The organism is Oceanispirochaeta sp. M1 (assembly GCF_003346715.1).
Lineage (GTDB): Bacteria > Spirochaetota > Spirochaetia > DSM-2461 > DSM-2461 > Oceanispirochaeta.
The window spans coordinates 88870-102069 of the sequence record NZ_QQPQ01000012.1; the positions used below are offsets into that span (position 1 = coordinate 88870).

Genomic DNA, 13200 nt, shown 5'->3' on the forward strand with positions numbered 1-13200 from the left:
GACTGACCGAGTATTAGCGGCCAGCCCCTTTCATAATGATACTTTGATCATTAAATTTCAATTTACTGTTTGATGATATTTCCATCTTTGATCAGTGTCGCAGCCTTGGCTTTCAGATCGTCAGGAATGGTGATTCCAAGCTTGGCGGCAAGATCCAGATTAATCAGCAGATCAATATCATCTACACTGGTCATAAATACTGTGGGTATTTCAGAAGTTTTCTTTCCCTGCAGTACTTCAACTGCAAGACGGCCACATGCTTTTCCCATTTTGTAATAATCAAATCCCCAGGATATAAGTATTTCATTCTCTTCCGCAGAACTGGGATCGGCAGACATGATGGGAATTCCTTTACGGGTTGCAACATCCGAAACACCGGAGAGTGCAGATACCACTGTATTATCTGTACTAATATAGATAGCATCAACTTTGTCTATAATGGTCTGAGTTGCCTGTTTAACTTCCGAAGAGTTAGTTACTGTAGTCTCAATAAATTCGATACCAAGTTCTTCACATGCTTCTCTTGCCTTATTGGCAAGAGTTACCGCATTGGCTTCACTGCTGGTATAGATGTGTCCAAGAGTCTTAATTTCTGTCAGGGTCATCAGAAGTTTGATCTGATCTTTTACAGGGGTCATATCTGAGATACCTGTAATATTGCTGCCGCCCTGCTCAAAACTGTCTACAAGACCGGCATCAACGGGATCGGTTACTGCGGAGTAAAGTACAGGGATTGTTTTCATTGTGTTTGCTAAAGCCTGAGCTGTGGGAGTTGCAATTCCGATTGCCAGATCCACTTTATCAGCTTTAAATTTCTGAGCTATGGATGATGCTGTATTCATATCACCGTTAGCATTCTGATTATCAAACCTGGCATCAGGAAAAGTTTCAAGAATCACTTCCATGGCTCCCTGTTCCAGGGCATCCAGTGCAGGATGGGAAACAATTTTGGTAATACCTATTCTTATGGGTCTGACTGCAGCTGTATCATCGGCTGAAGGAGCAGCTTCGCTTTGACCGGTTGCAAACAGAGAAGATGCAAGAATCAGAAGGCTTAAAAGAAGGACAGTAGTTTTTTTCATTTTTTTCTCCTGGTGTTCTTACTAATAGAAACACCTGATGTTATTATTCTTTTTTTTACTTGTTTCTGTCAATAGATACAAGAGAAACTTCGAAATTCATATTAGCTTCATGTAACCTTTATATGTTTTGCATTTTTACGGAATATAAGTATATTTAATCATATTCTGATACTTACAGGAGTTTAACTATGAATCAGACATTTACAGGTGCAGGCAGTCAGCAGGCTGTTCAGGACCGAACTATATTAAAAAACGTTTATCTCTGGATGACAGCAGGTCTGTTTATGACGGCCGTCGTGGCCTGGGGCTTTGCGGGCAGCCGCTTTTTTATCTCTTATATCCAGAATCCCATACTGATGTTCGGTGTAATAATTGCCGAGCTGGTTCTTGTATTCAGACTTTCCAGGAATATCGGGCAGATGTCTGTGGGTGCTGCGGTTGTCACTTTCGGAGCCTATGCAGCCTTAAACGGAATTAACCTCTCCACCATTTTTTATGTATATAAGCTGGGTACTATTACAAATGCCTTTTTTTCAACAGCAGCTCTTTTTGGAGTCATGAGCCTCTGGGCAGTGACGACTAAAAAAGATCTGAGCGGCCTGGGACACTATCTGATGATGGGATTGATCGGGCTGATTGTCGCATCCCTGGTTAATATGTTTCTACGCAGCAGTGGTCTGGATTATCTGATTTCCTATGCGGGAGTTGCCCTTTTTACAGGTCTCACTGCCTATGATACTCAGAAAATTAAACGTATGAGCCGCAGCATGAGCCATACAGTCAATGAAGAGGGATTTATGAAACTCTCCATTCTGGGTGCTCTGACTCTTTATCTGGATTTTATCAATATGTTTCTTTTCATACTGAGAATACTGGGAAGAAGGGACTGATTGTGAGTCAGGTAGTAAAGTCATTAATAGATTATCTTGATGCATCACCTACGGCTTTTCATGCAGTTGCTGAAGCGGAGAAGAGACTCCTTAAGGCAGGGTTTAACCGCCTTGATGAGACTAGGTCATGGGATCTAGAGGCAGATAGCGGCTACTACCTCATTCGAAATGACAGTTCTCTTATCGCCTTCAGGACCGCAGTTGTGGCCAAGGTGAGAAATCCTTTTCGTATTGTAACAGCCCATACCGACAGTCCTTCCTTCCGTCTGAAGGAGGGGGTGATCAATAATAAAAATGGCATGCTCACAGTGGGGGTCGAGGTTCTCGGAGGTCCTATCCTGGCTACCTGGCTGGACCGTGATCTGGCTGTGGCCGGAAGGATTCTTGTTAAGAACAGTACAGGCGGGTTTGATACCCGTCTATACATGAATCCCCTCCGAAAGGTTCTTATTCCCAATCCTCCTATCCATCTGAACAGGGAAGTGAACAAGGGATTCGAGTACAATCCTCAAAATCATCTGAGCTGTATTATTCAGAGCTGTCCTGCTGCTGAGGAAGATAAGGCTCCTGAAGTTGAAAATGTAGATGAAATTAAAAATCTTTATGCTTTAATTGCAAAGGATCTGAAGATCAAAACCGACGATATTATCGATGCCGATCTGATTCTTTACGATACACAGAAGGCTTCACTGAGCGGCTGGAGTGATGAGTTTCTGAGTTCCGGAAGAATTGATAATCTGGCCATGTGCCATGCTGCCCTTGAAGCTATAACTCAAGTACGCGAACAGGATTCACTTACGGTAGCAGCCCTTTTTGATAATGAGGAGACAGGCAGTTTGACACCTCACGGAGCAGATTCATCCTTCCTTGAACAGACTCTTGAAAGGATTATTCTTTCTGCGGGAGGAAGCAGGGAGAGCTTTATGCAGAGTTGTGCCTCTTCTTTTATTATCTCGGCCGATGCGGCTCATGCCATTCATCCCAATTTTTCAGATCTCTATGACGAAGATTTTACACCAGAGATGAATAAGGGACCTGCGGTGAAGAAGAATGCCGGATGGAATTATGCTTCAACCGGTGATACAGCAGCCCGTTACAGACTTCTCTGTGAGAAGGCGGGTATTATGAGTCAGACCTATATAAACCGCTCTGACAGACCCACAGGGAAGACACTTGGCCCTCTTGCGGCATCACGTCTGGGGATTCCCGCTGTAGATGTGGGGAATCCTTTATGGAGTATGCACAGCATACGAGAAACAGTGGCAGTGAAGGATCACGACGCTATGATTCGCAGCTTTACCGCACATTACAGAGAATCCTGACGGGGACCTATGACTAAACAAAAAACCATTCTCCTTATTTTAATAATCAGTTTTTTAACTGCAGGATTAACTGCGCAGACTGAGGTTGCGCCGGAACTGACAGCTTCATCAGCCCTGCTGATGGATTTTGACTCCGGTCGTATTCTTTATGAGAAAAACAGCCAAGTTCGAATTTCACCTGCCTCCATGACAAAGGTAATGACTCTTCTTCTCTGCTACGATGCCCTTGCTGCCGGAGAACTCAAGAGGGAAGACATAATAACCATTGATGAGGCTGGTTCCTCTTTTTCAAGACCACCTTTCTCCTCCCTTATGCTGCTGGAGGAGGGGCAGGAAGTCTCTGTTCTGGGTATAATGAAGGGTCTTGCCATATCATCCGGAAATGATGCGGCCTATGCCATTGCCCATATACTGGGACCGGGAAAGCGGGCCTTTGTGGATAAGATGAATGCCCGAGCCAGATCCATAGGCATGAAATCAACTGTATTTGTGGATCCAGACGGATGGAGTGAATACAATCTTGTAACAGCAGAGGATTATGCTCTACTGGCCAGAGAATATATCAGTCTGTATCCCGAGGCTCTGAATGAACTTCATTCTCAGCTCTTTATGGTCTATCCACTCCCTGAAAATATGCCTGAAGGCAGAGAATTCAGAATACAGGTTCCCAGAAAAAAGAAAAATACCAATTTACTTTTAGGCCGTGTTGGGGGTGTAGACGGTCTGAAGACCGGATATATTGATGAGTCGGGCTTTAACTTTACAGGAACGGCTCTCCGGGACGGTCAGAGGATTATCTCAATTATTATGGGTGTTTTTACGGATAGCTATTATCAGGGGATAAGACTGAGGGCCGAAGAGTCTGAAAAGCTTATTAATTACGGATTTTATAATTATCATTACCGTTCTTTGCCCGGGATTGATTTTGATGAGATCAGGGTCTGGTATGGAAACAGTCAGTTTGTGCAGCCGGTTCTTTCTGAAGTTGATGAGATTGTTCTGGGGGATGATGAGCTGCTTCAGGTCACATCAAATGTGACACTGCAGGATGAGATTCATGCACCTCTGGCTGTGAATGCAGTTATCGGGTCAGTGGACTATTATCTGGGTTCAGTACTGCTGACATCAGCAGATGTGATTCTACCCCAGGGGCTTGAAAAAGGTGCATGGTACAAAAGGATTCGAGATTTTCTTATTCTGAGCTGGCAGGATATGAGAGCTCGATTCAGTTGATTTTCTGTAGTTGAAACCGGCAGCCGAGAGCCTCGGCCGGCCGGTTTATTCACCTGCAAGTGCCGAGAGTTCTTCCCAGCGTACATATTTCAACTCAAGTTTCTTCTTTAATGCTTCATACTCAACAGTCAGAGAAGCAGCAGATTCCGGGCTGAAGTCAGGGGCGGAGAAGGCTGCTTCCTTTTCCTCAATTTTTCCTTCTATATCCAGGATGTCTTCCTCAATTCCCTCATATTCCTGTTTTTCCTTATAGCTGAGCTTTCTCTCTCTCTTTACAACCTGGCTTGTCTCTTTTTTAGCTGCCGGCGCAGCTGCCTCTTCGGCTATATTCTTTTCAGTGAGAAGAGATTTATATTCACTATAGTTTCCGGCATAACCGTGTATATTGCCGACATGATCAAATACAAACTGAAAGTCAGTTACCCTGTCCAGGAAATATCTGTCATGGGATACCAGCATCAGACAGCCGGGGAAATCCATGAGATAGTCTTCCAACATGCTCAGGGTCTGCAGATCAAGATCGTTTGTGGGCTCATCAAAGAGAAGAAAGTTCGGATTGCTCAGGAGTATCCTGATCAGATACAGACGTCTTCGTTCTCCACCGGATACGTCACCCAGGGCCGTATAGTACAGTGATTTTGGAAAAAGGAAACGGTCCAGCAGTTGAGTCGGTGTCAGTGTGCTGCCGTCGGCTAAAGTGATCTTCTCGGCATGTTCATTGAGGTAGTCCATAACCTTCATATCACTTTTTAAAACAGAGCCGGTCTGATCAAAATAACCGATATGGGTATTGATTCCCATATCGATGCTGCCGGTGTCGGGATTGAGAGCTCCGCTGATCAGATTGAGCAGGGTCGTTTTTCCAGAACCGTTTGGTCCGATAAGACCGATCCTTTCACCCCTGCGAAACTGATAGCTGAATGGTTTAATAACATTTTTGTCACCGTAGGAAAACTCAATATTCTTGAGATGAAGTATTTTTTTACCAAGGCGTCTGAAGCTTGAACTGAACTCCGCACTCGAAGCTTCCTCCCGGTTCTTCTCATCCATGAGGTTGTAGAAATTCGCCGTACGTTTCTTGTCTTTACCTGCGCGTGCTCTCGGGCCTCGGCTGATCCATTTGAGTTCATTTCTGAGGATGGATTCTATTCTTGCCTGCTTACTGTTCTCTATATTCTGACGTAGTGCTTTCTGATCGAGATAACGTGAATAGTTACCTTTGTACTGAAAAACACTCTGATCATCTATTTCAAGGATCCTGTTACAGATATTTTCCATAAAGTAGCGGTCATGGGTTACAAGGATAAAGGCTTTATCCGATTTTTTAAGATATTCCTGGAGCCATTCAATTGTAGGAATATCAAGGTGGTTCGTAGGCTCATCGAGTATAAGCAGGTTGTAATCCTGGCAGAGTGCCCGTACCAGGGCTGCTTTTTTAACCATACCTCCTGAGAGTGAACTCATGGCTGCATTGAAATCGATGATATTGAGTTCGGATAGAAGAGATTTAATGCGGCTTTCAAGTTCCCAGCAGTTCCATTTTTCCATTTGCTCTGTCAGCGTGTGAAAATCATTCAGAACTGTTTCATCCTGAGCATTCTCTTCCATCTTTTTACTGCAGATTTCATAGTCTTTAACCAGTTTCATCTGTGTACTGGGATCTCTGAAGATAAAGTCCAGGACTTTTTCATCATCAGAAAAGAGGGGTTGCTGATCTACTCTGCTTATATAAATGGTCTTATTACGGGAGACCTGGCCCTCATCGGGTGCAGATTCACCTGTAAGCACAGAAATCAGTGAGGATTTACCGCAGCCGTTGCTGCCTATCAGGGCGATCTTGTCATCCGAGTCGATACCGAAAGAGCTACCGACTACAAGATTATTGCCGCCTCTGTTAATAGTTATATTGTCAATTGAAATTAGATTCATAATTAATGATGGATTCTATCACAGAGAGAGTGAATAGTCCTAGAGATATAGACAAATCTTCTGCCAGGCATTAGAGTATGATTCACAACCCCATACAGACAGGAAATAATTAATGAATCAGGAACAGGTTAAGGAAAAATTACTTCAGATCGACGGCACCGTCGCTGATTTTGAGCTTGTATTTTCCGGTAAAACCAGCAAGAAAGTGGATGGTCTCTACCATCCCGAGAAACAGGAAATCATAATCCATAATAAAAACTTTGAAGATGATAATGCTCTTGTATATACGGCAATTCATGAGTTTGCTCATCATGTTCAGTTCACCCAGCATGAAGGTCAGGTGACCATGAGATCTCACACAGTTCTTTTCTGGGATATTTTTCACAGACTTTTAAGCAAGGCTGAAGAGATGGGAATCTACATCAATGTATTTGAAGAGGATAACCGTTTTAAAGAACTGACTTCTGAGATTAAGGCTAAATATCTTTCTGTAAATGGAAAGGTAATGAAAGATTTCGGTAAGCTTCTTATTCAGGCTCTGGATCTCTGTCAGCAGAACCATGCTATTTTTGAAGACTACGTAGATCGTGCCCTGGGAATGAATCGGAATTCTGCCAAATCAATCATGAAAGTCTATGCCATGGATGTAGATCCTGAGATCGGCTATGAGAATATGAAGATTATTTCCGGAGTAAAAGAGCCTCAGAAACGTAAAGAGATGGAGAGTGCCTTCAAAGAAGGACAGAGCCAGGATATGGTAAAACAGGCAATCCGTCAGGATAAACCCGAGCCGGTAATGACTGTAAAACGCCTTGAATCTCAGAAAACAAGGATTGAGAAGAGTATTCAGTCCATGCAGGTTAAACTTGCTGATCTGGAAATGCAGATTGAAGAAGCCAAGGTAGAACAAGAGTAAGAGTCTTAATCTGGGAGGGATAGAAATGGATGCACCAAAAATAATCGGTATTTCAGGCGGTTCTGGATCCGGTAAGACAACAATTGTCAGAAAGATATCAGAATCAATAGAGGATTTTGTTTTTATCCCTCAGGATAACTATTATCGTTCGGCTGAATACATCACTAACAGTAATATTACAGAATTCAACTTTGACCATCCCAATGCCTTTGACAAGGACCTGATCATGCAGCATCTTGCGGATCTTAAAGATGGAAAGGCAATTCAGATGCCTCAATATGATTTTGTTCATCACAGACGGATGGAAGAGACCATTGAGGTTAAGCCCAAGAAGGTCATCATATTTGAAGGGATCATGGTTTTTTATGAAAAAATGATCCGTGATCTTATGGATCTTAAAATCTATGTAGACACTCCCGATGATATCCGTTTTATCAGACGTTTACAGCGGGATGTAAACGAGAGAGGCAGAACTCAGGACTCTGTTATCAAGCAGTATATGGATGTTGTACGTCCGGGACATTTTGAGTTTATTGAACCCACCAAAAGCTATGCGGATATAATTATTCCCGAAGGCGGAATGAATATGAATGCTCTGCAGGTGCTTGCGGCATTTATCAAGGAAACAGTAGAACGGGATTAATTTACATTAAGTTTTTCTAATATAAACAAAAAAGCTGATCCTTTCGGATCAGCTTTTTTATTTTTAACTCGATTGAGTACTTATATTAAATCATTTCAGAATATCAAGACCAGCTTCATACTTGCTGTTAACGGCCTTGTCATAGGGCCGCTGTCCCAGATTGTTACGTGCTTCCTTGTCGGCACCCTTATCTATCATCGTCTGAAGAGTGCTGACTGAGGCTTTCATGGCTGCTGCAATATGGAGGGGTGTATTTCCGTTGTTATCCCTTGCATTTATATTTTCATAGCTCATAAAGGTATTTACATATTCACTTCCCTTATTAATAACAAGAGTCAGAGGGGAGGCGTTGTTTATGTTTGTGGCAAAAATATCCGCATTGAGATTGAACAGGTATTCAACAGCCTTATGGTTATCAACAATAACAGCTGCGTGGAGAGGGGTATTTCCGCTATTATCTCTTTTCTGTATGGAGCTGCCCTGACTGACCAGAAGCTCCATAAGTGCTGTATTATTACCTATTATGGTTTCAAAGAGGGGAGTCTTACCGCTGTTATCTCTCACTTCAAGATCTGCACCCTGTTTTATCAGGTAGCTGCACATTTCAAAATCACCGTTAACCACAGCTTCGTAGAATGGACTGCGACCCACAAGGTTTTTTTTGTTGATATCTGCACCCGAAGAGATCAGCAGTTCTGCCAGATTCAGGGAATTCCAGTAGACTATCTCATGTAGAGGTGTATTGCCCTGATAGTCAGTACTGTTTACATCTGCCCCTGCTCTCAGGAGTATGCCTGATATCTGTACAGAACCGGTTTTAACTGCTTCATGCAGGGGAGTGGAGCCGATCAGACTCTTTCTGTTTATATCTGCACCTCTGTCGATTATTACCCTCACAATATCGGATTTTTCCCAAAGTACGGCATGAAACAGGGGGGTGTAGTTCATGTTGTCAGTCTTTTCAAGAACCGTGTCGATCAGAAAATTTGAAACATAATCAGGTCCCTTGTCAAAGGCCAGTGATAGGGGAGTCTCTCCGCTGTTATTTTCAATATAGAGATTTCCACCAAGTTTCAGAAACTGTGTTGTCAGTTCCAGAATCTCCTGTCTGACTGCAATGTGAAGAGGAGTGTCTCCTGCGAAGTTTCTGTTGTCTATTCCTGCCCCATTTTCCAGCAGGTAACGGTAGACATCTGCATTCACTTCCATCAGAACAGCCATATGAAGAGAGGTATTGCCTTCATTGTCCTGTGCATTGATATTGCTGCTGTCTATAAACCAGCTAAGAGTAGTTACACCGCGCATCAGGCTCATGCTGATGGGAGTTTCACTCTTATTGTTTCTGGCAAATATATCTGCACCCTTCTGAAGGAGGAGGATCGCAATTTCAGAGTTTCCTCTGTCTACGGCTTCCATGAGGGCTGTATTTCCGTGTTTATTCCGGCTTTCCAGAACAGCACCGTAGTCCAGAAGGTATTCTGCGGCAGTTCTTTCTCTGTTGAGTGTCACACTCAGATGGAGAGCCGTATTACCAAAACTGTTTTTTGCATTCACATCAGCACCCGCAGAAAGAAGGAGCTGCAGTATTTCAATATCACGATCCAGGGTCATGGCCATATGGAGGGGTACATTGCTGTTGTAATCAGTGGCATTCACATCGGCCCCTGCATTAAGGAGCAGAGTGACAATACTCCTGTATCCGCCTCTCACTGCGCTGTGGAGTGCAGTGTTTCCCGGTTTGTCCCGGCTGTTGAGGTCTGCACCTTTATCCATAAGAAGACGTACTATTCCCTCATGTCCCTGTTCGGCAGCTATGTGAAGGGCTGTCTGTCCAAAGTCAAAACGGTAATTTATATCGCTCTGGTTATAGAGGGTATGAAAATACTTGTATATATCTTCCTGAGCCCTGAAAGAACCTGATTTGATCAGCAGAGAAGCTATTTCTGCTCTGTCTTTACTTATTCTGTCTTCATGGGCGATGTCCAGAGGCAGTTTGCCTTCCTGATTTTTAATATTAGGGTTTCCACCGAGGCCCAGAATATATTCACTTGCCGCAACATTGCCTGAGGCTGCAGCTTTATGAAGAACTGTCCCTTCTGCTACAAACCCGCTATTAACATTCTGTTTGCGGATCAGGGCTTTGAGCATGGGCATTGAGCTGAATCCCAGTTCTACGGGAGTCATGGAGCTCTGATCTTTTATGAATATGTCTGCTTTACCATCAACCAGTACGGATGCCGTATCAGAATGACCTGCCTTAACCGCAAGGTGGAGGGGTGTTTTCCCTGTATTATCAAGGGCATTCGGGTCTGCTTTCTGAAGCAGGAGCAGCATAACGATGTCGCGGTTCCCGGCCTGTGCTGCCAGATGCAGTGCGGTCTGGCCATCGCTGTTTCGTTCATTGACATCAACATTTATCTTAAATAACTCTTCCAGTCCTGCTGTATCTTTACTCTGAACCAGAGAATGTAAGCTGTCATTCGTACTTTCTTCTACAAGAGCTGCTTCCGGTTCTACTGCCGGTTCGGTTGTTGATGCACATGCTGTAAGAAGCAGGATCAGTGTCAGGGATAATCCGAATAGTTCTATTCTCTTATTCATTGTTTTCCTTCTTATACATAATTGTCCTTATTGTATAATCGGTTAATGTTAAATTGAATTTAAGATAACATGCTTTCTTTTTGAAAATTTCTTTTAGAATCTTTCTGAAATGATTGCTTTGAAGGGTTTGGCAATGTTATTATTCATCTCCCCACGGGCAGTGAATGCTGTTCTTATGTAAATAACAGTATATTTTTTGTTGCTTGTTTATTTCTTATATCTACTGGAAGGAAAGCTTTTATGGGTCAGAAAATGGAACGTGAATCTGGAGATTTTTTAAAGAGCCTGGGATTCCCGGAAATACGAGTACATCAGTCATACGGCCATTTTGATTTTACAAAGCCGTGTAGAAGAATCCTTGTAATTGGTCCCATGGGCTCTGGTAAAACCGAGTATTCTGCAAAAATCTGGCGTGATGCCAGGGTTACCCTCGAAAAATCGGACAGGGTTGGCGACTTGACCAGAGCAGGAGATGCAGACAGACGTAATGTCTTTTTCGTACGTTCCGCCCTGGATGAAAAACGTTTTGAGGATTATCCGGATGATGCTCTGGCCTATCGTGGCGGCTATGAACGCCTTGGAAATAATATAGCCAAAATAAGAAACTCCTTTGATCTTGAAAAACTGATTGATGATTTTCCTGAAATGGGTACCTGGATTATTGATGAGGCCTCCTTTTTTGATGAAAGAATGGCCTATGTCATTAAAAATGCATCAGAAAAGAAAGATCTTGTTTTTGTTTACCCCACACTTATTCTGAATTTCAGACGGGATATTTTTAATTCTACAGCTCGTCTTCTTATTGAGACCGCAACGGATGTGTATCCTCTGACTGCCTACTGTGAGCATTCAGACTGTATTCTGGACAGCTTTTATACCTACCGTTATTACTCAGTGGGAGGAAAAGAGTGTCCCGCACTCTATTTTGATCCTCTTATCATAATCGGGGGAGACCTGAAGAAGGAAGATCCCAGAGAACCTAACTACTGTACACGCTGTGATAATCATCACTTTCTTCCGGGGAAGGTATATACATATTTTACCCTTAAACCTCTGGGAGAAACCGCAGCTGGTGGAAATTCGGAACCATTGAAAAAGGAGTTGATCCTTCTCAGTGAAAATATAAAAGAATCTTTGCTATATGCCAGTGTTCTTGATGAGCAGGAGGATGGTCTCAGTCATTCGCAGGTTATAATGAATTCTTTAAAAGTTCCCTGTATTGCTGAAAAAGCTCTTCTATACTTGTATGTAGAACAGAACCTTGTATCAACGGATCTTTTTACTCAGCTTGCTGATGAATTGAAACTTGACAGGGAGTATTTAATCAGCCGTCTGGCTGACAACGGTCGCACAATCAGGTGGTAGTATGGACTCTTTAAGAACTTTATATAAAACCGGTAACGGACCTTCCAGCAGTCACACCATGGGACCCCAGAAGGCAGCAGCATCATTTTTTATTAATTTCCCCGAGGCTGACCTGTTTAAGGTCTGCCTTTACGGCAGCCTGGCTTTAACAGGAAAAGGGCATCTGACAGATCATATAATAAATGAGACCTTTGCCCCCCGCACAGTGGAGATTCTGTGGTTTCCCGAGGATGAGATGCCCGAACATCCCAATGGGATGAAGATGGAAGCCCTGAAAGACGGAATAAACATCGGGAACTGGGAAGGCTACAGCATCGGTGGAGGAATCATCAGGACATCCGGTGCAGGAGATCAAGACAGCAGTGAAAGTGTTTATCCCCACTCCAGTATGAAAAAAATCCTGAAACACTGCAGTAAGAAAGGGCTCTGTCTCTGGGAGTATGTATATATGAACGAGGGGGAGGGCATCCGTGATTTTCTCCGCTCTGTTCTATCTGATATGCAGCACTCCATTGATGAGGGACTCTCAGATGAGGGTGTACTCCCCGGCGGTCTCTTTCTCAGCCGAAAATCAAGCACATATAGAAAAAGAGCCGCCATGCTGGCAGAACCTCTTTCAACCTCAGCCAGACTTTTTTCCTATGCTCTTGCTGTGTCAGAAACAAATGCAGGCGGCGGTGTTGTGGTTACAGCACCCACATGCGGAGCCAGCGGTGTGCTTCCTGCTGTTTTAAGGTCAATGAAAGAGTCTTTTGATTTGAGTGAGACTGATCTCCTGAGGGCTTTGGCATCAGCCGGTCTGATCGGTAATATTGTCAGAACAAACGGTTCTATTTCGGGCGCGGAAGTGGGATGTCAGGGAGAAGTGGGTGTAGCATGTGCTATGGCTGCCGGTGCTGCCGCACAGCTTATGGGCGGAACTCCAAGACAGGTGGAGTATGCTGCGGAGATGGGACTGGAACATCATCTGGGACTCACATGTGACCCTGTCATGGGACTGGTGCAGATCCCTTGTATCGAGAGGAATGTTATGGGTGCCAGCCGGGCTATTGCCAGTGCTGAATATGCCATCCTCAGCGACGGATCCCATAAAGTCGGTCTGGATGATGCCATTGCTACCATGACTCAGACAGGACGGGATCTTATGAGTACTTACAGAGAAACTTCTCTAGGTGGATTAGCCAGTTTTTATGATGAAAATAACATGGAATAAAATGGA

The 13200-nt window shown here is 43.6% G+C and carries 10 protein-coding genes; 7 read left to right on the top strand and 3 right to left on the bottom strand.

Translation table 11 applies throughout. From position 1 onward, the window contains the following. Window positions 1-62: 62 nt before the first annotated feature. Window positions 63-1082, bottom strand: a complete 1020-nt coding sequence (locus DV872_RS10390) for an ABC transporter substrate-binding protein (protein WP_114629864.1) — start codon at window positions 1080-1082, stop codon at window positions 63-65. A 188-nt stretch (window positions 1083-1270) separates the two neighbouring features. Here DV872_RS10390 and DV872_RS10395 point away from each other — a divergent pair, with 188 nt between their 5' ends. From DV872_RS10395 to DV872_RS10405, 3 genes are read left to right on the top strand one after another with little or no spacing between them, the layout of a single operon-like run. Further along, window positions 1271-1972 carry a Bax inhibitor-1/YccA family protein gene (locus DV872_RS10395; protein ID WP_114629865.1) on the top strand — a complete coding sequence of 234 codons (702 nt, stop codon included), beginning with the start codon at window positions 1271-1273 and terminating at the stop codon, window positions 1970-1972. A 2-nt stretch (window positions 1973-1974) separates the two neighbouring features. Further along, complete coding sequence (locus DV872_RS10400; RefSeq protein WP_158546915.1) at window positions 1975-3294, top strand: M18 family aminopeptidase; 1320 nt, start codon at window positions 1975-1977, stop codon at window positions 3292-3294. A 9-nt stretch (window positions 3295-3303) separates the two neighbouring features. Further along, window positions 3304-4527 carry a D-alanyl-D-alanine carboxypeptidase family protein gene (locus DV872_RS10405; protein ID WP_114629867.1) on the top strand — a complete coding sequence of 408 codons (1224 nt, stop codon included), beginning with the start codon at window positions 3304-3306 and terminating at the stop codon, window positions 4525-4527. A 45-nt stretch (window positions 4528-4572) separates the two neighbouring features. On the opposite strand, the gene DV872_RS10410 is transcribed toward DV872_RS10405, so the two are convergent. Beyond that, the gene (locus tag DV872_RS10410; protein ID WP_114629868.1) at window positions 4573-6456 is read right to left on the bottom strand and encodes an ABC-F family ATP-binding cassette domain-containing protein; all 1884 of its coding nucleotides are present in this window, start codon (window positions 6454-6456) and stop codon (window positions 4573-4575) included. Window positions 6457-6568: 112 nt separating this feature from the next. Here DV872_RS10410 and DV872_RS10415 point away from each other — a divergent pair, with 112 nt between their 5' ends. Next, complete coding sequence (locus DV872_RS10415) at window positions 6569-7372, top strand: hypothetical protein (protein WP_114629869.1); 804 nt, start codon at window positions 6569-6571, stop codon at window positions 7370-7372. A 25-nt stretch (window positions 7373-7397) separates the two neighbouring features. Continuing rightward, window positions 7398-8015: a uridine kinase gene (gene udk, locus DV872_RS10420; protein ID WP_114629870.1), complete on the top strand. Its 618-nt coding sequence runs from the start codon at window positions 7398-7400 to the stop codon at window positions 8013-8015. 90 nt (window positions 8016-8105) lie between these two features. Here udk and DV872_RS10425 read toward each other — a convergent pair whose 3' ends face one another. Next, window positions 8106-10616: an ankyrin repeat domain-containing protein gene (locus tag DV872_RS10425; protein ID WP_114629871.1), complete on the bottom strand. Its 2511-nt coding sequence runs from the start codon at window positions 10614-10616 to the stop codon at window positions 8106-8108. 240 nt (window positions 10617-10856) lie between these two features. On the opposite strand from DV872_RS10425, the gene DV872_RS10430 reads away from it, so the two are divergent. Continuing rightward, window positions 10857-11981 carry a thymidine kinase gene (locus DV872_RS10430; protein ID WP_114629872.1) on the top strand — a complete coding sequence of 375 codons (1125 nt, stop codon included), beginning with the start codon at window positions 10857-10859 and terminating at the stop codon, window positions 11979-11981. 1 nt (window position 11982) lies between these two features. Beyond that, window positions 11983-13194 carry an L-serine ammonia-lyase, iron-sulfur-dependent, subunit alpha gene (locus tag DV872_RS10435; RefSeq protein WP_114629873.1) on the top strand — a complete coding sequence of 404 codons (1212 nt, stop codon included), beginning with the start codon at window positions 11983-11985 and terminating at the stop codon, window positions 13192-13194. Window positions 13195-13200 lie beyond the last annotated feature (6 nt).